General features: G+C 45.7%; 18 protein-coding genes. 10 read left to right on the forward strand and 8 right to left on the reverse strand.

Annotation, left to right across the window (positions count from 1 at the left end):
* Genes ACNKW2_RS06470 through ACNKW2_RS06485 form a run of 4 tightly spaced genes read left to right on the forward strand, consistent with a single transcriptional unit; the run spans nt 1 to nt 3,040 of the window.
* Complete coding sequence (locus tag ACNKW2_RS06470; protein ID WP_419147818.1) at nt 1-573, forward strand: DsbE family thiol:disulfide interchange protein; 573 nt, start codon at nt 1-3, stop codon at nt 571-573.
* Nucleotides 570-1,037, forward strand: a complete 468-nt coding sequence (locus ACNKW2_RS06475; protein WP_419147819.1) for a cytochrome c-type biogenesis protein — start codon at nt 570-572, stop codon at nt 1,035-1,037. The genes ACNKW2_RS06470 and ACNKW2_RS06475 overlap by 4 nt, the downstream gene beginning before the upstream one ends.
* 26 nt (nt 1,038-1,063) lie before the next feature.
* Nucleotides 1,064-2,308: a c-type cytochrome biogenesis protein CcmI gene (ccmI, locus tag ACNKW2_RS06480; protein WP_472978001.1), complete on the forward strand. Its 1,245-nt coding sequence runs from the start codon at nt 1,064-1,066 to the stop codon at nt 2,306-2,308.
* Nucleotides 2,309-3,040 carry an MlaA family lipoprotein gene (locus tag ACNKW2_RS06485; protein ID WP_419147821.1) on the forward strand — a complete coding sequence of 244 codons (732 nt, stop codon included), beginning with the start codon at nt 2,309-2,311 and terminating at the stop codon, nt 3,038-3,040.
* Between the two features lie 38 nt (nt 3,041-3,078).
* On the opposite strand, the gene ACNKW2_RS06490 is transcribed toward ACNKW2_RS06485, so the two are convergent.
* The gene (locus tag ACNKW2_RS06490; RefSeq protein WP_419147822.1) at nt 3,079-5,100 is read right to left on the reverse strand and encodes a TonB-dependent copper receptor; all 2,022 of its coding nucleotides are present in this window, start codon (nt 5,098-5,100) and stop codon (nt 3,079-3,081) included.
* Nucleotides 5,101-5,183: 83 nt separating this feature from the next.
* Nucleotides 5,184-6,407 (reverse strand): EAL and HDOD domain-containing protein, encoded by a 1,224-nt coding sequence (locus tag ACNKW2_RS06495; protein WP_419147823.1) that lies wholly within the window; start codon nt 6,405-6,407, stop codon nt 5,184-5,186.
* Between the two features lie 311 nt (nt 6,408-6,718).
* Here ACNKW2_RS06495 and putP point away from each other — a divergent pair, with 311 nt between their 5' ends.
* Nucleotides 6,719-8,200, forward strand: a complete 1,482-nt coding sequence (putP, locus tag ACNKW2_RS06500; protein WP_419147824.1) for a sodium/proline symporter PutP — start codon at nt 6,719-6,721, stop codon at nt 8,198-8,200.
* Between the two features lie 77 nt (nt 8,201-8,277).
* On the opposite strand, the gene bcp is transcribed toward putP, so the two are convergent.
* Nucleotides 8,278-8,751, reverse strand: a complete 474-nt coding sequence (bcp, locus tag ACNKW2_RS06505) for a thioredoxin-dependent thiol peroxidase (protein ID WP_419147825.1) — start codon at nt 8,749-8,751, stop codon at nt 8,278-8,280.
* Between the two features lie 9 nt (nt 8,752-8,760).
* Entirely contained in the window at nt 8,761-9,294 is a 534-nt protein-coding gene (locus tag ACNKW2_RS06510; protein WP_336565804.1) for a glycine cleavage system transcriptional repressor, read from the reverse strand.
* Nucleotides 9,295-9,621: 327 nt separating this feature from the next.
* Between ACNKW2_RS06510 and bamC the strand changes: the two genes are divergently transcribed.
* Nucleotides 9,622-10,683: an outer membrane protein assembly factor BamC gene (bamC, locus tag ACNKW2_RS06515; protein WP_419147826.1), complete on the forward strand. Its 1,062-nt coding sequence runs from the start codon at nt 9,622-9,624 to the stop codon at nt 10,681-10,683.
* A gap of 66 nt (nt 10,684-10,749) precedes the next feature.
* Nucleotides 10,750-12,120 carry a YjiH family protein gene (locus ACNKW2_RS06520; RefSeq protein ID WP_419147827.1) on the forward strand — a complete coding sequence of 457 codons (1,371 nt, stop codon included), beginning with the start codon at nt 10,750-10,752 and terminating at the stop codon, nt 12,118-12,120.
* A 246-nt stretch (nt 12,121-12,366) separates the two neighbouring features.
* Here ACNKW2_RS06520 and ACNKW2_RS06525 read toward each other — a convergent pair whose 3' ends face one another.
* The 4 genes from ACNKW2_RS06525 to pabB all read right to left on the reverse strand — a co-directional run bounded on the left by ACNKW2_RS06525 (nt 12,367) and on the right by pabB (nt 16,167).
* On the reverse strand, nt 12,367-12,597 hold the full coding sequence (locus ACNKW2_RS06525) for a hypothetical protein (protein WP_419147828.1): 231 nt from the start codon (nt 12,595-12,597) through the stop codon (nt 12,367-12,369).
* 116 nt (nt 12,598-12,713) lie between these two features.
* Nucleotides 12,714-14,090: an L-serine ammonia-lyase gene (locus tag ACNKW2_RS06530; RefSeq protein ID WP_419147829.1), complete on the reverse strand. Its 1,377-nt coding sequence runs from the start codon at nt 14,088-14,090 to the stop codon at nt 12,714-12,716.
* A 156-nt stretch (nt 14,091-14,246) separates the two neighbouring features.
* Complete coding sequence (locus ACNKW2_RS06535) at nt 14,247-14,828, reverse strand: CoA pyrophosphatase (protein WP_419147830.1); 582 nt, start codon at nt 14,826-14,828, stop codon at nt 14,247-14,249.
* Nucleotides 14,815-16,167 carry an aminodeoxychorismate synthase component I gene (gene pabB / locus ACNKW2_RS06540; RefSeq protein WP_419147831.1) on the reverse strand — a complete coding sequence of 451 codons (1,353 nt, stop codon included), beginning with the start codon at nt 16,165-16,167 and terminating at the stop codon, nt 14,815-14,817. Before pabB ends, ACNKW2_RS06535 begins: the two co-directional genes overlap by 14 nt.
* A gap of 157 nt (nt 16,168-16,324) precedes the next feature.
* Between pabB and ACNKW2_RS06545 the strand changes: the two genes are divergently transcribed.
* The 3 genes from ACNKW2_RS06545 to ACNKW2_RS06555 all read left to right on the forward strand — a co-directional run bounded on the left by ACNKW2_RS06545 (nt 16,325) and on the right by ACNKW2_RS06555 (nt 19,979).
* Nucleotides 16,325-17,851: a fumarate hydratase gene (locus ACNKW2_RS06545; protein ID WP_336565814.1), complete on the forward strand. Its 1,527-nt coding sequence runs from the start codon at nt 16,325-16,327 to the stop codon at nt 17,849-17,851.
* Nucleotides 17,852-18,209: 358 nt separating this feature from the next.
* A complete protein-coding gene (locus tag ACNKW2_RS06550) occupies nt 18,210-19,250 on the forward strand; it encodes a Leu/Phe/Val dehydrogenase (protein WP_419147854.1) in 1,041 nt (346 codons plus the stop codon).
* Nucleotides 19,251-19,334: 84 nt separating this feature from the next.
* Nucleotides 19,335-19,979 carry a CatA-like O-acetyltransferase gene (locus ACNKW2_RS06555; protein ID WP_419147832.1) on the forward strand — a complete coding sequence of 215 codons (645 nt, stop codon included), beginning with the start codon at nt 19,335-19,337 and terminating at the stop codon, nt 19,977-19,979.
* Nucleotides 19,980-20,313 lie beyond the last annotated feature (334 nt).

The raw sequence follows: 20,313 nt of genomic DNA on the forward strand, positions 1-20,313 counted from the left end.
ATGAATCGTAAATTGATCGGATTGATCCCTTTTTTAATTTTTATTTTCCTGTGTGTGTTTCTCTATCAAGGACTGTTTGGCAACCCCAGAGAAATCCAAACGGGGCGAATTGGCCAAGCGATGCCTGAGTTTGCCTTACCCGACTTGATGGACAGCAATAAGGTGTGGACTGATGAGTCACTTAAAGGCGAAGTTTACCTTATGAACGTTTGGGGCACCTGGTGTCCAACGTGTATTGCTGAGCTGAGTTACCTAACTGAGCTCAGAGAGCGGGGAGTGCGGATCATCGGCTTGTATTACGAGCAAGCTTATGACCCAGATTTTGGCGATCAGTTTGATATTAACGCGCTGCGCCAAGACGTAAACAATATGCTGAGTCGCGCAGGTGACCCGTATCAGTTTAATATTTTAGATTTGGAGCGCTCATTGGCCCTTGACCTTGGTGTTTCTGGTGCTCCAGAAACCTTTTTAGTTGATAAAGAGGGCACCATTTTGCTTCACCATACCGGCGATATTAACGAGCGCGTGTGGCGCAGTAAGTTTGCCCCAGTTTATCAGGAGCTAATGCCATGAAGTATTTAGTTGCCTTGGTATTGTTGTTAATGGCATACACCGTTCAGGCAGAACCAAAAGACAACTACCAGTTTGCCACCACTGAACGTGAACAAACGTTTCGAGAGTTAACCCAAGAGCTGCGTTGCCCTAAATGCCAGAACCAAAATATTGCTGATTCAGATGCCGTAGTGGCTAAAGATTTGCGCGACAAAGTGATTGCTCTGGTTAAAGAGGGCAAGAGCAAAGAAGAAGTGATTGACTTTATGATCGATCGCTACGGTTACTTTGTTCATTACCAGCCTCCGGTTACGCCAGCCACCATTGTATTATGGGTACTGCCGGTGGTGATTATTGTATTAGGTTTTGGTTTTATTGTGTTGCGTCAGCGCCGCGCGGCGAAAAAACAAGATTGGAGTGCCGCTGATGAACAAAAGTTGGCCGATCTTATTAAGCGCAACCAGCGACAGGAGCGTGAACAGTGAGTGAGTTTTCTACCGATCTAACGCAAATGTGGCTGGCGTTTTTGTTGTTGGCGCTGTTTGCCGCGGTGTTTATCGTGGTGCCATTTATGCGCAAAGAAAAGCGTTTAGTGGTTGATCACGATGCTAATGCCGAGCGTATCGATATTTACCAGCAAAGGCTGCAAGAGCTAGATGAAGAGCTTGCTAACCAGCGCATCGAAAAACAAAGCTACAATGAGTCGGTGATTGAGTTAAAACGCCGCTTGTTGAATGAATTATCCGATGAGCAGTCACTCACTAGCCGGGGTGATAACCGAGTATTGGCAGTCACTGGCTTGGTGTTTATGGTGCTGGTCACTGGTGTTTTTTATTACTACACTGGCAGCCACCGACAAATCGCTAACTGGAACGACGCCGTTGTGAAGTTACCCGAATACGGTGAACGTGCTGTGCTGCAAAATGGTGAACCACTTAGTGCCAATGAACTGCAAGCATTTGCTTTGGGGCTGCGCACTAAGCTGGCAACCAGTGGCGATGATGCGGTGGCCTGGATGTTGCTGGGCCGTGTTGCGATGTCGTTGAATGATTTTGAGATGGCAATGCAAGCCTTTGATAAGGCACTATTGATGCAACCTGACAATAATAATGTACTGGTTAATTACAGCCAAGCATTGTTAATTGAAGGTTCTGACGCCAGTATGAATCGAGCAGCAAAAATGTTATCTCAGGTGCTTAATCGCGAGCCGAGTAATATTGATGCTATTAGCCTATTGGCACTGATTGCCTATGAACGTCAAGACTGGAAAGAGTCAAAAGCGGCATTTGAGGTGTTACTAGCACAACTGACGCAAGACGATCCTAGGTACGAAATGATCGCCGGCAGGATAGCTGAAATTGATGCTAAGTTGGCTGCGGCAGAGGTTACTTCTGCTCAGCAAATTCGTGTTACGGTGGAGCTAGACTCAGAGCTGCAGCAATCTTTGCCGCAAGGTGGCACCTTGTTTGTTTTTGCTAAAGCCGAACAGGGCCCTGCAATGCCACTGGCGGTGGCAAAAATGTCAGAGTATAGCTTGCCGATGACGGTCACCTTAGATGACAGTATGGCGATGATGCCAGAGCTAGTATTATCGCGCTTTCAACGGGTTACGGTAACCGCCCGGATTTCTACTGACGGTTCGGTTATGCCTTCAGATGGAGAGCTGGAAGGGGTGTCTGAGGTGCTAGAACTAGGTAGCGAATCCAGCACCGTAACGGTGACCATAGATCGCGTTTTAACCAATACAGGGAAATAAATGATAAAAGCCGTGCTTACCGGGTTACTTGCGCTCAGCGTTGTTGGTTGTGCGCAAGTACCAGAAGAAAAACAGGATCCACGGGATCCATTGCAATCATTTAACCGTCCTATTTATGACTTCAACATGGAAGTGTTAGATGAATACGTATTACGGCCAGTGACGGAAGGTTATATTGCTGTTACCCCGGCGCCTGTGCGCAGTGGTGTGGTTAACTTTACCACCAACATTGCCGCACCTACCGATGCGGTAAACGCCGCACTGCAAGGTAAAGCCGATGATACCGCAATTAATGTGGCGCGTTTTTTGGTCAACTCCACTGTCGGTATATTGGGTATTTTCGATGTGGCTAAAACCTTAGGCCTTGAGCACCAAGACGAAGATTTTGGTCAAACGTTAGGTGTTTGGGGCGCAGGGGACGGCGCCTACTTGATGGTGCCGGGTATGGGACCATCCACGGTGCGTAATGTCACCGGCGATGTGGTTGACAATGTGGTGTTGCCAGAAATTGCACTGACCACGCCGCAAACCATCTTAGTGTTTGCGCTGCGCGCGGTGGAAGCGAGGGCAGCCTTGATGTCGCAAGAAAAACTCTTAAACGAATCTTTGGATCCCTATACCTTCTTAAAAGACGTTTATTATCAACGTCAGCTGTATGAGCTGTATGATGGCAACCCGCCAATGAAAGAAGAGCCAGATGACTTTGATGAAGACTTCTTAGAAAACTTGTAACATTCTATGGGCCGGCTAAATAAGCCGGCCCAGTTTGTTTAAAAGCGCCAGTTGAGGTTCGCCCACAGGGTGCGCCCTGGCTCATTGACCCGTGATGTTTGTTGGTAGCCACTGACCGCCGCGCCCGAACGACTTAGGTGCTGGGCATACACTTTATCCAGTAAGTTATCGAGCCCAAAGCTGAGCTCAATGTCATCGTTATGTTGATAATTGGCATTTAAAGCCAGCGTAGCAAATCCTGGGGTTGCCGCGATGTCTTGTCCGGCAATGTTACCTTGGCCAAGCGCCACGCGATGTTGACGCTTTACAGCTGTCAGAAGCGCACCGAACTGCCAGTGGTTGTTAAACTCATAATTCGCTGCCAACCGCACTTCCAGTGGTGGCTGTTGTGCCAGTGGTTGGTGATCGCTGAGGTTATTGCCCTTGACGTAGCTCATGCTGGAGGATAACTGCAGTTGTTTATTAAGCTGCCAGCGCACTTCCGCTTCCATGCCAAAACTTTCCGCGTCAATGTTGCGTGTCACGTTGCGAGGCATAGCCATTGTCATGAAGTTATTATCAATTAATACATAGTCATCGGTTTGGTTATAAAAAGCAGAAACACTGATATGGGTTTGCTTATGCTGATGCAGTAGCCCAACATCGAGTTGCTTAGATTGCTCAATATCAACATTGAACGCCGATAGGCTGCTTTCACTGCCTCGTGCAGCTCCGATTAACTCCCAGTAATCAGGCATTCTCTCGGTGATCCCCACACCCACAAAGTAGCTGCTATGTTTACTTTGTGCTTGATAGCGGGTAAAACCACTGAAGAGGGTTTCAGTGCGCTTGCTAAAGGCCGTTGGGTTCGGTTTGGTTTGCATCATAACGCTGATAGCGCTGCGCTTATCTTGGCTTTGCCAGTCATCGAGCCTAAGTCCCGATACCCACTGACTGTTATCACTGAGTTGGTATTCTAGCTCCATAAACGCACCCAGCTGTTGGAATGTTGCATCTGCTTTTCTGGGTAGTTGTGACACTGGACGCGTGAGCGCTTGCATGCTTTTCCGCAGGCGGTGTTCATTGTGTTGATGGTCTACCCCATAAACCAGCGTGCTTGTGGGACTTACTGTGCTTGCCAGGGTAAGCTTGGCCCCCAGTGTGGTTCTGTCTGGGTTGGATGCAGTGGGCGTTGGCATCATTTTATTGGCAACGAAAGGTCGTAAACTGAAATTGTCCATAATATGGTCAATCTCGTTGTGATAGGCACTAAAGGCGAGACTATCGATGGTAGTTGAAAGGTTATCCAGCTGCACGTCGATGGCGATGTTTTGACGGTCGAATAGACTGCCATCCATCATGCGGTCGGCGTAAGCGACCTCGGCATCACTGTTACCTAGGCTAATACTGTAAAAAGCGTTATCGCTAGGTGTATATGCTAGCTCAATATCAAGATTCCAACGTTCATAAGCCGAATGCACAGGGTTGCCATTGCCGTCGTCATAGTCATTACTGTCACTGTAATTTGCAGCAATGCGAGCAAAGCCTTGTGTGTTTCCAAACTTTAGGTCTGAATTGATGGTATGGCGCCCTTGGTCTGACATCACTAAGTTACTAAAACCCTCTACCTCTGCTTTTGCTAGGCGCGCTTTGTCGCGCTCGAAAATAATCGTCGCAGCGCTGCTGCCGGCACCATGTAGCACCGTTTGTGGGCCTTTTATCACTGTTAAGCTGTCGTAAGATTGCGGGGTAATGTAAGCGGTGGGGGGATCCATTCGACTACCACAGCCACCCAGAGTTTGACCGTTATTGGCAATAATCGCCAAGCGCGAACCAGCCATACCGCGAAATACCGGATCAGCGCTGGCTCCCCCTTTTTTAACCAGCGCAAAGCCGGGAATTGACGCCAGTAAGTCGGCACCATCTTGGGCTGGGAGAGGTTGGCGTACGGCTTTAGGATTGGTTTGCAGTGACAGCGGGGTTTGCATTGGAGCGATAACCACAATCCGCTCTATGTCGTTTGCCACAACTGGCTGCGCGATTGTGGCGGATAAACCAAGTGAGAGGAGTGTCCGTTTCATGATTTAACTCTATTATGGTATTGAGATAATAGAATTTTATCTGTAACGGCAGCGCTTTGGGATGCGACAAATTGTCGCAGTGCTTAGCTGGCTATCGCGGCAATTTGCGTATCACTCCAATGTTGCGACTGTTGATAAATACTGGCCACTTGCTCACTTGTCAGATCCAGTTTAGCACTGAGGCTTTCAACTTGATTCCAGTCCCCTTGTTCCATGGCCTGAGCTAATAATAAGTAATTACTGTAGCCAGTAGGCTGTTGTAATAAAGTGGCTTTTATTTCTTGTGCCAAGGGTAAATTAGCCAATAGGTTTACCATATCATCGTCTAATATGGCATCCATCAACGACATCATGCCAATTAAAAAGGCACTGCCGGTGTCGCTAAGCTTTGCGGCTTGCTTTGCCACAGCCTCCATAAAGTGCGCGCGTAACAAAGAAAGTGATAATAATGCCAGCGGTTTGTCGGTACTTAACTGAGCGGTAAACAGTAACGAAATTAACCGCCTAAGCTCTTCATTGCCAAGCACAACCAAGGCTTGCTTAATGGTTGCAATTTCCGTTCTGCGCTTAAATACGGCGCTGTTAGCGTAGCGTAAAAGTTTATAGCTTAGATTGACATCACGTTGAAATACATCAGTAATTTTAGCGAGATCTGGCTCTACCTTGGAGGTTTCGTAGAGTAACTCCGCCATGGCCATTTCAGAGGGGGCCAGAGCCTTGGTTTTTACCACTTCCGGTTTGGCGAAGAAAAAGCCTTGGAAGTATTTAAAACCCCATTGTTTAGCTTGCTCAAACTGCTCGTAAGTTTCCACTTTCTCGGCGATGAGTTGGATTTGCTGAAAAGGTTTTATAGCCGCTTTTATGGTTGCTATTTGTTCTTCTGAGCAGTGGTTAATGTCTATTTTTAGCTGCTTAATGTAGGGATAAAAGTGACGCCAAACCCCTTGGTGCTGGTAGTCATCTAGCGCTATCACGTAGCCCAGTTCATAGAGCTCTTTAATGCAAGCAAGCAGCCGCTTTCCAGGTTGCACGGTTTCCAGCACTTCAATGACCACCTGATCGGGGGCCAACATTTGCACGTAGCCTTTTAACAAAGTCTCGAGCGTAAAATTAATGTGGGCAGGGTAATTGTTACTAAGCTCTTCTAAGCCAAAGGTAAATTGACTTCCTTCGACTAAACGGCTGGTGGCTTCGTTGCCGTCGATATCGGGAAAAACATTATCGATGCCATCGCGAAAGAGTAATTCGTAACTGACCAGTTCTTTATGAGCGTCGAAAATGGGTTGTCGAGCTGCGTAAAAATACATAGATACTGCCGCATTAAATAACTAACTTGGGATCAATATTATGATAAAAGCGGCGCTTGGTCACGTTAATGAGTTGTATTTAAGGCAGTGAATGATTTAATGTAACCACGATGGAGTGTCAAATAAAGACAATGGAAGGCGGGTAAAATAACAAAAAGGTCAGTTATCGCAGGCGGTTGGGTGTGTTTACCTAGCATGTTATAGTGATGACTTTGTGTTTTGGCTTTTCTTCAATGTCAGTTAGTAACCGGATAAGTAAAACAGTAATAGCTAACATTTGGAAAAAAGCCCAACTAGTTTAGGAGGCAAATTTGGAGACAGGTACGATAATCTCTCTGGCACTATATTTTATAGTGATGTTGGGAATTGGGTTATACGCATTTAAGAAGTCAACCAGTGATGTATCTGGCTATATGCTAGGCGGACGGAGTTTACCACCAAGTGTTGCTGCATTGTCGGCAGGCGCATCAGACATGAGTGGCTGGATCTTAATGGGCTTACCTGGAGCGATGTTCCTTACTGGGTTTAGCAGTACTTGGATAGCCATAGGCTTAGTCATTGGTGCGTGGTTAAACTATTTACTGGTTGCCCCACGTCTTCGGGTCTATACCGAGTACGCCAATGATGCCATCACCATTCCAGATTACTTTGCCAATCGTTTTGAAGACAAAGGCAATGCACTGAGAATTGTGTCGGCGCTGGTCATCATTGTTTTCTTTACGCTTTATACTTCTTCAGGCGTGGTTGCTGGTGGTAAGCTGTTTGAAAGCTCGTTTGGCTTAAGCTATGAAAGTGGCCTTTATATTACCACCGGCGTGGTGGTGCTTTACACTCTGTTTGGTGGCTTTTTAGCCGTGAGTCTGACGGACTTTGTGCAAGGCTGCATTATGTTTGTGGCATTGATACTGGTGCCCTTAGTTACTTTCTCGTTATTGGACAATCCACTTTCTCAAACCTTGAATGAAGTGAACCCAGAAATGCTAACCTGGATTGGCTCTGCCGGTGCCATCAGCATTATTTCGGCCATGTCGTGGGGTCTGGGTTATTTCGGTCAGCCACACATTATTGTCCGCTTTATGTCAGTACGTAGTGTGAAAGACATGCCTACGGCGCGTCGTATTGGTATGACGTGGATGATTGTAGCGGCATTGGGTGCGGTTGGTACCGGTTTATTTGGTGCGGCATATGCTCATGAAAAAGGCATTGAAGTCGCGGATGCGGAAACCATCTTCTTAATCTTATCTCAGCTGTTGTTCCACCCACTGATTGCGGGCTTCTTACTGGCGGCAATCTTAGCGGCTATTATGAGTACCATTTCGTCGCAGTTATTGGTGAGTTCAAGCTCACTCACTGAAGACTTTTATAAAATCTTCGTGCACCGTGAGGCGTCGGATAAAGAGCTGGTGTTAGTAGGGCGCTTAAGTGTGCTTGCTGTCGCACTTGCTGCTATTTACTTAGCCTACGACCGCGATAGCTCTATTTTAGACTTAGTGAGTAATGCTTGGGCTGGTTTTGGCTCGGCATTTGGTCCACTTATTCTGATTAGCTTGTTCTGGAAGCGAATGAACTTTGCGGGTGCCTTAGCAGGTATGATCTCCGGTGCCGTGACGGTGCTGGTTTGGATTTACGGACCATTCACTATCGATGGTCAGCCGTTAAGCGCAACGCTGTATGAAATTGTACCTGGGTTTATTGTTGCCACTATCGCGATTGTAGTCGTGAGCTTGGCGACCAAAGAGCCTAGCAATGAAGTGCAAACCTTGTTTGATAAAGTTGAAAAGTCGTTAGACTAATAGCTATTGGTAGAACTATCACAACACAAAAAAGGCCGGCATCCTAAAGATGCCGGCCTTTTTATTATAAAGTGAAATTAGCTGTTTTCAGCCAAATAATCTAACACCACCTGGTGATGCTCTTTGGTCTTAAACTTATTAAACACATGTTTAATGTTGCCGTCTTGAGATACTAAAAATGAAATGCGGTGAATACCGTCATATTCTTTACCCATGAACTTCTTCAGACCCCAGACGCCAAATTCATCAGCAATGGCATGATCTTCGTCGGACAACAAATCAAAATTAAGCTCTTTTTTAGTTTCAAAGTTCTTTAGGCGCTTGATGGGATCTGGGCTTATTCCCACTGCAACGGTATTGAACTTAGCAAGTTCAGCCTTTTGATCACGAAGGTTTTCAGCCTGCACAGTACAGCCTGGCGTTGAAGCTTTTGGGTAGAAATAAACCAGTACGTTATGCTCTTTAAGCAGGGCTTCAAGAGAGATGGTTTCACCATCTTGGTTCTGCAAAGAAAATAGAGGGGCTTTATCACCCGCTTGCAAAGTATTCATGTTTTATCCTTAGCGAATGCGTCTAAAAATATAATCTACGTTTAAAGAGTGAGATAGATCTTCGAATTGCACTTTAAATTCATCAATATCCACGTCAACAGGAATATTGAACTCGAGCTCACAGCGCATGTGCAAATTATCTTGTTGCTCGAACGTATCGGATCTAAGTGAGCAAATATTCACGCCTTGTGCAGCAAAGAAGCGAGTGACTTTGCTAAGGGTGCCAGGGCTGTCTACCCCTTCATACTCTAGAGTATAGCCTGCGCTGTACTCGCCTCGTACGTGGCTAGACGTGCGTTTCATCATGGTTAACAGCCCCAGCTCCATGCCTTTTGCTGGTAAGGTGTGCTCAACCCGGCTGATGGATGCCATATCACCTGAAAGTAACATAATAAACGTAAACTCATTCCCTAGAATGGCAATCCTGCTGTCAATAATATTGCAGTTACAGTCACTAACAAGTTGCGTTAATTCACCAACGATCCCTGATCTGTCCTCACCTATTGCGGTCAGCACAAGTTGATGGTTTGCATGCATGGTCATTTTTAACCCTCTGATTTAACGTCATACGCTCACGGCTAACGCGAAATACTACCACATCAGATTAAGAGCGCTAGCACCGATGATAAAAATAGCGCAGCTGCAAACGTGTCGCTCGCTTGTTTTTCTTATGTATGACAAGTAACATAAGGCAAATTTTTTGGCTATTGCTAAGTAACTGTTGATTTCAATAGATAGCAGCAGGGTACCGCGGTTTTAGCACTAATAATTCAAAGCTTGTAATTTTTAACAACTTTGTGTGAACCAATTCGGCAATCCTAAATCATAATTTTGATTCGAATAATAAAGGGTTTGCTAAGGAGTAAATGAGTGCAGTATTGGATCCCCAAATCACTGGTTCTTGGAATTGCCGTGAGTTTAAGCGGTTGTAGTATTTTCACAAACGATGCACATCATGAGAGAAATTATCGTGCCAACGCCCCAGTCAAAACACCACAAGGCTTAGAGCAGCCTTATCGTGATCCTGAGTTTGCTATGCCTGTGGCACAGTACAAAAGCTCGCCAGAGCCAGTTAGCTACCGGGCACCGCAACAGGTGTTAACTGCCGCTAAAGGCAGCTGGGTTGAACAAGGCGATGAAGCCGCTCGGGTTTACTTCGACAAAAATGATGGCATAGAAGATCTATCCGCTTTCATTTGGCGTGCGGTTGATGGTGTTTTAGCCACGCATGGTACCGACTACCAATCACAAGATAAAGCTGCTGGAGAGGCAGTGACAGGTTGGTACTCTCTCATAGAACCGGAAGATGGCTGGTTTTGGCAAGAAACATCAGTGCCTTCAAAACACAGATTCAAATTCGTTGTAGAGCAAAAAGAGCACCAACGTACTGCTGCAATCAGAGCCGAGTTAGTGGATTACCAAAGCGATGAGGTACCATTGACTGACTTGTTACAACAGCATTTAGAAGTGCGTGCAATCAATGAAGTGATTGCTGAGTTCGATTATCAGTATCGTCTTTTACAGGTTGAAATGCGCAAGAGCCAAGGAGTGCTTGCCTTAGAGCTGGGTTTTGATGGTGATGGTAATGCCGCACTGCTAACCGAGCAAGGTCAACAAGCGGTGTTAGATCGCTTCTCAAACTTCTTAGAGCGCAGTGCCTTTACGGTGATCCGCGTAGACAGAGAGTCACAGCAAGTGGTGGTGCGTTACGAAGCGCCTGAAGACAGCGTTTGGGATTCAATTTGGGGAGATGAAGTAATAGCCTTGCCAATTGCCGATGGTGACTACACCATTAAAGTGTCGGCAACAGATGACGCCCGAACCGCCATTACTTGGATGGACGCTGAGGGGGAAGTGCTGGACGTTAATACTATGAATAACCTCCATCAAGCACTGATTAAGTTGTTGCGACAAAAAGGCTTAACCATCTAAAAATTAAAAACTATTGAAAACGAAAAGAGCTTCGGCTCTTTTCTTTGTTTTTGTGGAAGTAAAAAAATGATAAACAATAATAATGCGACGCGCTCAGTGTTACAGACTTGGTTTGCCTTTATTGTTCCTTCATTAATAGGTGTGTTCTTATTTATGACGCCTGTTGCTGTTGGTGAGGCAATGACGATTCCGATTGCGGTGATGGCTAAGTCGTTACAAGCTTGGGTGGCCCCCTTTATTCAGCAGCTTATTTTAGCCATTGTCTGTATTACAGCCATACTCAGCTTAATCATGAAGCTATTTAAGCCCCAAGCGTTATTAAAAGTGGATATTTTACGGCATCTTTTTGATGTCAGCTGGATATGGCTAGTTACTCGACTGGTCGGCATGCTCTTTATTGTCATGACGTTTTTTGCAATCGGCCCGGAAGCAGTGCACTCAAGTAATACCGGCGCTTTGGTGTTGCATGACTTATTGCCAGTGCTGTTTTCGGTGTTTATTTTAGCGGGCTTGCTATTGCCGTTACTGCTCAACTTTGGCCTGCTTGAGATGGTGGGGACGTTACTGACTAAAGTAATGCGGCCATTGTTTGGCGTGCCAGGACGCAGTGCTGTTAACTGTGTTGCATCGTGGCTCGGTGACGGCAGTGTCGGTATTTTAATGACTGCGAGGCAGTATGAAGATAAGCATTATACTGAGCGCGAAGCCGCCATTATAGGCACCACTTTCTCAGCAGTATCCATTACTTTCTGCTTGGTGGTGATCGGGCAAGTGAAGCTGGAGCATTTATTCGCCCCCTTTTACTTAACGGTTTGTGCCGCTGGTTTTGTTGCTGCCATCATAGTGCCTCGTTTGCCGCCGTTGCGATTTAAAAAAGATGTCTACGTTGATGGCTCGGATCACAATCAAGACTCTGAAGCCGTACCTCAGGGCAAAGGCTTATTTTCTCATTCACTGGATGTGGCGTTGAGTAAAGCTCAGACCGCGCCTGGGCTGCGAGGTACTGTTCGCGAAGGGGTTCACAATGCCCTTGATATGGTATTTGCTGTACTTCCGGTGGTAATGGCCGTGGGTACCTTGGCACTTATCGTGGCAGAATACACGCCGGTATTTCAGATTTTAGGTACGCCGTTTGTGCCGTACTTAGAGTTACTTAATGTGGCAGAAGCCGAGCAGGCGGCGCAAACCATTGTCGTGGGCTTTGCCGACATGTTTATTCCTTCTATTTTGGCGGCCGGCAGTATCGAAAGCGATACTACTCGGTTTATTGTAGCGGCAATGAGTGTTACCCAGCTTATTTATATGTCAGAAGTAGGGGCTTTATTGCTTGGCAGTAAAATCCCAGTCAACTTATGGGAGCTCTTTGTTATTTTCATTCTACGCACACTGGTCACCCTGCCTGTGATTGTCTTTATGGCTAAGTGGTTGCTGGGTTAAGCTATATTGCAACAGACCCCTGTGACTTAATCAGGGGTCAACCTCTTAGCTTAGAGTATGGAATTACCTCTTCATCATTTGGCCTTTTTGCAACACAAACGCTTCCTTTTTAGAAGCTCTAGAGATCTATGCTATAGAAGTAAATTGGCTCTGAAACTTTTCAAAAGGCGGCTTGTTAAGCCGTGTCAGTAAAGTTGCATTCGCAGTTACCGGCAATAAGAAACGATTTCAAACATTAACGATTGGTTATAGGTTTTCAATGTCCTTTTTCACCTGATAGCCTTCAGTAGTCACAATTTGCTCCAACACGGCTACTCGAGATTTAAGTGCTTTGATTTCATGTTGCAACGCTTGCTGATCTGCTTGCGCCAGTGATTGCGCCTTTTTAAAATCCAATCTGCGTTTATAGATTTCGCTGAGTATTCCGCCGCCAACGGTGATTAACACGATTAGAAACACCATGGTTGTGCCAGGCATAACTGTGTACTCCCTAAGATTGTTTATAGCAATAATAGTATGGCCATAAAAAATGGCACCATAATTTCCATTATGATGCCATTAATTTTTCGGCTATGGGAACTGACAATTGTCAGTTAACACTCGATAATGTTGACCGCAAGACCGCCACGTGCGGTTTCTTTGTATTTGGTCTTCATGTCGTTGCCAGTGTCGAGCATGGTTTTTATGACTTTATCAAGACTGACTTTCTGGTCGCCCGTGCCGCGCATCGCCAAACGTGAGGCGTTGATGGCTTTAATTGCCCCCATGGCATTACGTTCTATACAAGGCACTTGCACTAAGCCACCCACAGGGTCACAGGTTAATCCCAAGTTGTGCTCCATACCAATTTCAGCGGCATTTTCCACATGAACAACGTTACCGCCCATGATTTCGGTTAACGCTGCTGCAGCCATCGAGCAGGCAACTCCTACCTCACCTTGGCAACCTACTTCCGCACCAGAAATCGAGGCATTCTTTTTATACAAAATACCAATGGCGGCGGCGGTAAGCAGGTAGCGTGTGGCAATTTCAACATCCACTTCTTTAATAAAAGTGTGATAATACATTAATACCGCTGGCAGTATGCCGGCTGCGCCATTGGTCGGGGCGGTGACCACTCGACCGCCTGCGGCGTTCTCTTCGTTCACTGCCAATGCGAACAAATCAACCCAGTCCATGGCACGCAGCGGGTCTTGGTGATTTTCAACATTAAGTTTGAGGTAAAGACTTGGCGCTCTGCGGCGCACCTTTAAGCCCCCAGGTAAGATACCTTCGGTGCGCATACCGCGTTCAATGCAGGCTTTCATTACTTGCCATATATTAAACAGGGTATCTTTGATTTCGCTCTCACTGCGTAACGTTTTCTCATTGGTCATCATCAAGGATGACACGCTTAAGCCTGACTCTTTACACATGTTTAGCAGTTCTTCTGCGTTATTAAATGGGTAAGGAGCTGGGTTTTCGGCGCGAATGTCTAATGCCGCTTGCTTTTCGGCATCAAAGTCTTGATCGGTAACAATAAAGCCACCACCAATCGAATAATAGACTTGACTGTGAAGCAGTTCATCACCCTTAAATGCTTTGATTTCCATGGCATTGGAATGCTTTGGCAGGGTTTTACGACGATGAAAAACAATGGCACCTTGTTTAGGAAAGTCGACCTTAAACTGCTTATCTAGGTAGATAACCTGCTCGGTTTCAATGGTCGCTAAAATATCGGGCACCTGATCGGCATCTATGGTTTCTGGATCATAGCCTGCTAAGCCTAAGATAACCGCTTTGCCAGAGCCATGGCCAATTCCTGTTTGCCCTAATGAACCGTATAATTCCACTTTTACAGCGGTAATATCATCAACGATGCCTTGTGATTGTAGATCTTTTACAAATAATCTGGACGCACGCATTGGGCCCACGGTGTGTGACGAGGAAGGGCCAATACCGATACTGAACATATCGAATGCACTGATCATAAACTTTACTCACATTGCCTTAAAAAACGGACGCCATCATAACGTGTAAACCTAGGGTTGTAACCCTTATTCGGTAAAACAACGTCGTAGTAACACCACTAAATATGAAAGAAAAGCATTGCCTAGGCAAGTTCGAGTGATATAGAGGCTAAGGTCTTACCAGTGGCGGTCTTGCGGCTGTATGGTTTTCAGCAATTGCTGAATGATTTTTGCCGTTGCTCCCCATAACAACCCATGCGGCGTCATAAACCCTTCGAGGTTTATGTCTTTACCACGATAACGAAGGGTCAACTGCTGCCAGTTGCTGGTATTGGCTAACGCAGCCAATGGCACAACAAAGGTATGTGCGACCTCATCGCTTTGTGTTGACCAGCTTGCAGTGCTGTTGATATTGGCCACCACAGGAGTGATTTGATAGCCAGACAGGGTATGCATTGCAGGTAAGGTGCCTAACACCTGGGCTTCATTGGTGGCTAAGTGTATTTCTTCTGCCGTCTCCCGTAATGCCGTGTTAACCAGGGTGACATCTTGTTGCTCCACTTTTCCGCCGGGAAAGCAGATTTGACTTGGGTGGCTTGCCAGTTCAGGGCTGCGTTTACACAGGATCAGTTGTGCTTGCTCCTCGATAGCAATAATTGGTATCAGCACAGCGCTTTGTTTCAAAGTGCGAATATCCGCATGCTGGTGGCGGATATTCGGTGATAATAAAAACTGAGCAACAACCTTATCTATGTTCATCAAGCAACGGTAATATTTTATTGACCTTGTGGTGCGTTTCTTCAAACTCTAGTTGGGGATCGGAATCTTTAACGATACCACCTCCGGCCCAACAATGGATTTTGTTATCGTGGCACACCAAGGTACGGATGGTGATGGAAGTATCCATATTACCACAGCCGCTTAAGTAGCCAATAGAACCGCAATAAACACTGCGGCGATGCGGTTCCAACTCTTCGATTATCTCCATGGCTCTGATTTTAGGGGCGCCGGTAATTGAGCCACCAGGAAAGGCAGCAGCAAGCTGATCAACCGCGCTTTTACCATCAGCAAGAGTGGCGGTGACGGTGCTGACGAGGTGATGCACCGCGGGAAAGCTTTCAATATCGAATAACTTAGGTACCTTAACGCTGCCGGGCTTGGCTACCTTACCCAAGTCATTACGCAGTAGGTCGACAATCATGACATTTTCAGCGCGATCTTTTTCACTGGCTTGCAGGCGTTTAGCTTGTTCAGCGTCGGCTTGTTGCTCCAACAGTCGCGGTAATGTCCCTTTTATTGGCTTACTTTCGATTTGATCCCCTTTAATCTGGATAAACCGCTCCGGAGAAACCGAAATAATGGCACCATCAACCAGTTTTATGAAGGCTGAAAAGGGCGCATTGTTGGCTTTTTGCAAGCGTTTGTAGGCCAGCCAAGGAGAACCTTGATACGCGGCGCTAAAGCGCTGTGCTAAATTAATTTGGTAGCAGTCGCCGCTGAGTAGATAAGACTGAATTTGGCTAAACTTCTGCTGGTATTGCAACGGGGTCATGTTGGACTGCCAGCTTGAGGTGAGCGTAAACGGTTCAGAAGTTGCTGGCGTTTCTAACCTCGCCAGGTAATTTTGCAAGCGGTTACACTCTGGCTGGGCAACATAGAACCAAGTAGCCGCTTTTTTGTCGTAAATGAGAGCATCGGGGTATAGCCCCACAACCGCATCAGGTAAGTCAATATCGCGCTCAGCCAGGCTTGGCATGGATTCAATATAGCGCCCAAGGTCATAGCCAAAATAGCCCAGCCAGCCGCCATTAAAGGGCAAGTCATGTGGTGCAGCCTGATCGCAAAAGTCAGCTAAACGTGACTTCATCTCACTAAACAAGGAGTGCTTTGATTCAACCCCATTGACCAAACACTTGCCCTGCTCCGCGTGTAACAGGCAAACGGGGTCAAAGGCAATAATGTGGTAGCCACTGTTGATGTGTTGTGACTCACATGAGTCGAGCAAAATGGCATGAGGAAGGTCAGCAAAGTGGTCAAAAAGTGACACAGCCGTTAGCCTAATATCTAATTTCGTACAGTTTATTCGCTCATTTATCATTTACTTGACCTGCAAAGCTAGCCCCAAACGGGCGGGGAGGTTATCATAGTTACCAGCTATTCCATAGTTTATGGTGCTGAAACAGCCTATACGCAAGCGGCGCTAGGTTGGTGCCAGCCCTAGCAAAAAAATTCCGTCATAACATTGAGGAACCGTCATGAGTACAATCCGTCAGCAAGACTTTATTGATAGCATCGAAGATGCGCTGCAATATATTTCATTTTACCACCCTTTAGATTTCGTCCAAGCATTAGAGAAAGCCTACGAAAAAGAACAAAGTAAGGCGGCTAAAGATGCAATAGCGCAAATCTTGATTAACTCTCGCATGTCAGCTGAGGGCAAGCGTCCACTGTGTCAAGACACCGGGATTGTTACCTGCTTTGTGAAAGTCGGTATGGATGTGAAGTGGGACAATACGGAACTGACGGTGCAACAAATGGTCGATGAGGGCACTCGCCGTGCTTACACTAACCCAGACAACCCATTACGAGCGTCGATTGTCGCCGACCCAGCTGGAAGCCGTAAAAACACCAAAGACAACACCCCGTCAGTAGTGCACATTGACATGGTGCCGGGTGATAAGGTGGAAGTGATGATTGCTGCAAAGGGCGGCGGTTCAGAAAATAAAACCAAAATGGTGATGCTAAACCCTTCTGACGATGTCGCAGAATGGGTAGAGAAAACCTTGCCGACTATGGGAGCTGGCTGGTGTCCACCTGGCATGTTAGGTATAGGTATTGGTGGTACTGCTGAAAAGGCTGCGGTATTGGCAAAAGAGTCACTGATGGACCCGGTTGATATTCATGAATTACAAGAGCGTGGCGCTGAGACGGCGGAAGAAAAATTACGCCTAGAAATTTTTGAGCGTGCCAACAAGCTGGGTATTGGTGCTCAAGGCTTAGGTGGTTTAACCACGGTGGTGGATGTTAAAATCAAAACCGCGCCAACCCATGCGGCTTCAAAGCCTGTTGTCATGATCCCAAACTGTGCGGCCACACGTCATGTTCATTTCACACTTGATGGTTCAGGTCCTGCCGACCTTAAAGCGCCAAAACTTGAAGACTGGCCTGAGGTGACATGGGAAGTAGGCGAGGATACTCGTCGCGTTAACTTGGATACCCTGACTAAAGAAGATATCCAAGAGTGGAAAATGGGCGAAACCGTGTTGCTTTCGGGCAAAATTTTAACCGGTCGTGATGCTGCGCACAAACGTCTGCAAGGCATGATCAATTCAGGTGAAGGCCTTCCTGAGGGGGTTGATTTTACCAATAAATTTATCTACTACGTGGGTCCTGTGGATGCCGTAGGAGACGAAGTTGTTGGCCCTGCTGGCCCTACGACCTCCACTCGTATGGATAAGTTCACCGATCTAATGCTAGAAAAAACAGGTTTGATTGGCATGATTGGTAAAGCCGAGCGAGGTCCTGCAACGGTTGAGTCAATTAAACAAAATAAATCAGTGTATCTTATGGCCGTCGGTGGTGCGGCTTACCTTGTGGCAAAAGCCATTAAGAAATCCCGGGTAGTGGCATTTGAAGATTTAGGTATGGAAGCTATTTATGAATTCGAAGTGGAAGACATGCCTGTTACCGTGGCCGTGGATAGTGAAGGGGCTAATGCCCACACTCAAGGCCCTGCGATTTGGAAAGCAAAAATCGAAGAGCTTGATAGCAAACTAAGCTAGGTAATAAAGAAGTACCCCATAAGGAGGCCAATGGCCTCCTTTTTTGTATCCTTTTCTTTACGCGTCGTCTATGCTTTCCGTTTACGTAAACAGTCAGTTCAAAAAACAGATTTAATTTAGATATTATCGGTCTTTATTTTTCTTAATTCGAATATTATTTGCACTTTATTAAATATAATCGGAATTATTATTTGTATTTATGTAAAAACAGGTTTATATCATCTCATTTTCTGGAATGGTGCTACAGTTAGTGATAGAGTCTTGCCAATTTCAGCGCTAGTGGCTCTTTAGCATCAAACCATGATGGCAAGCACAAAGAGCTTACCCGTTTGGGAACAGACAATTGGAGAAGAAGAAAGTGGCTGTATTTAACCAAGTTGAATTTGATAACCATGAGCAGGTGGTATTTTGTGCCGATGAAGCATCGGGACTAAAAGCGATCATTGCGGTACATAATACTAACCTAGGCCCAGCCGTTGGTGGCTGTCGCCTGTGGGATTACGCCTCAGACGAAGATGCGGTTTACGATGTACTGCGTCTATCAAAAGGCATGACCTACAAAAATGCCGTTGCGCGCCTACCATTTGGTGGTGGTAAATCAGTAATTATTGGCGATGCTAAAGCCATTAAGTCAGAAGCACTTTTCAGAGCGTTTGGTAAGCACCTCGAGCGCTTAGGCGGTAGTTATTATTCTGCAGAAGACGTTAACATCACCACCGGTGATGTAATGATGATGCACAAAGAAACCAATTATGTCATGGGTCTTGAAGGCAAAAGTGGTAACCCATCGCCGTTAACGGCACTAGGTACTTACTTAGGCATTAAAGCCGCCTATAAGCACCAACACGGCCATGAAGATCTTGCTGGTGTAAAAGTCGCTGTTCAGGGCTTAGGCGCAGTAGCATACACTATGTGTAAATACCTCCATGAAGCAGGTGCAGAACTGTTTGTTACCGACATTAATCAAGAATCCGTTGACCGTGTTGTTAACGACTTTGGCGCCACTGCGGTTGGCATTGATGAAATCTACGACTTAGACGTAGATGTGTATGCGCCTTGTGCACTGGGTGCAACAATCAACGACGAGACCATTCCGCGCATTAAGGCGAAGATCATTGCAGGGTGTGCAAATAACCAGCTGGCAGAATCACGTCATGGTGAAATCATTCGCGAGAAAGGCATTTTATATGCACCTGATTATGTCATCAATGCTGGTGGTATTATCAATGTGTATTATGAAACCAAAGCTGAAGGCTATGACAAAGCCGCGGCAACAAAACACGTTGAAGGGATTTACGATACCTTAACGGAGATTTTCAAACGTTCAGAAGCAGAACAAAAGTCGACACATATTATCGCTGATGAATTAGCGCAAGAGATCATTAAAAACGGTCTATAATAAGGTGGCCGTCTGGCATATCACTTAATAAAAGGGGGCGTTAGCCTCCTTTTTTGTATCAAAAATTGCTCTTGGAATGATGAGATGAAGAACAAGCTTGCACTGGATACCTGGCCGCGAAAGCAACACTTTGGCTTTTATAATCAATTCGAACAGCCTTACTTTACGGTGACCGTAAACCTACAAATGCAGCGCATTTATGAAATGAGTAAGCGCGAGGGGGTGCCATTTTCTCTTAGCTGTTTATATGTGTTGCAACTGGCCTTAGCGGCTTATGCGCCCATGCGCTATCGTATAGAGGAAGGGGTGCCGTATGAATATGAGCAGGTTGATATCAGCAGTGTGTTTTTGCGCCAAGACGATACTTTTCGCTTTGTCCGCTTAACACCAGAGCAGGATTTCTCCAGGTTTATTAGTGTCAATGTCCACAATAAAGAGGAGCAGTTAGAAGGTAAGCTGATTTCGCAGCAATTTTTAAGTGAAAGTCAGATGCCAAATTGTGTACATGTGTCTATACTTCCATGGTTGTCGTTTACCAGTTTTGCTCATGCGCGCCTAAGTAAGGATGATTTTGGCATTCCTAAACTGGTGTTTGGCAAATATAACAAAGCAGACGGTACTATGCCGCTTTGCATCGAAGTTCATCATGCACTAATGGATGGTCTTCACGTCGCTGAGTTTCTTCAAATTCTTCAAGAAAAAATAGATCAAGCAATTTGGGATAAATAGAGATTTTTTGCGATAAATTGTATTTGGTAAAATTATTACACGGGTGTTTTGGCCGCTTTTTGTTCTAATTTTATGTTTTATATGACTATTCATAAATTCTATTTAGAACATCTATTCCACTTATTGGACTAAAGTAGATGTAAAACATTGTAAACCACGTATTCAAAAGGTTGGTTTTACGAGGGTTGTGTATCTTTTGCTGTGTTTTTGATGTTAATTTTATGTTTTATATATAATTATTACTTAGTTTATTGACAAAAAATGTTTTCACAGTGAAGTTGACACATCGTGTTGCATTTAGCATTATTGGACAGTTGATATCTGACAAAAGATA

It is taken from the genome of Pseudoalteromonas 'SMAR' (assembly GCF_048515945.1).
Taxonomy (GTDB): Bacteria; Pseudomonadota; Gammaproteobacteria; order Enterobacterales; family Alteromonadaceae; genus Pseudoalteromonas.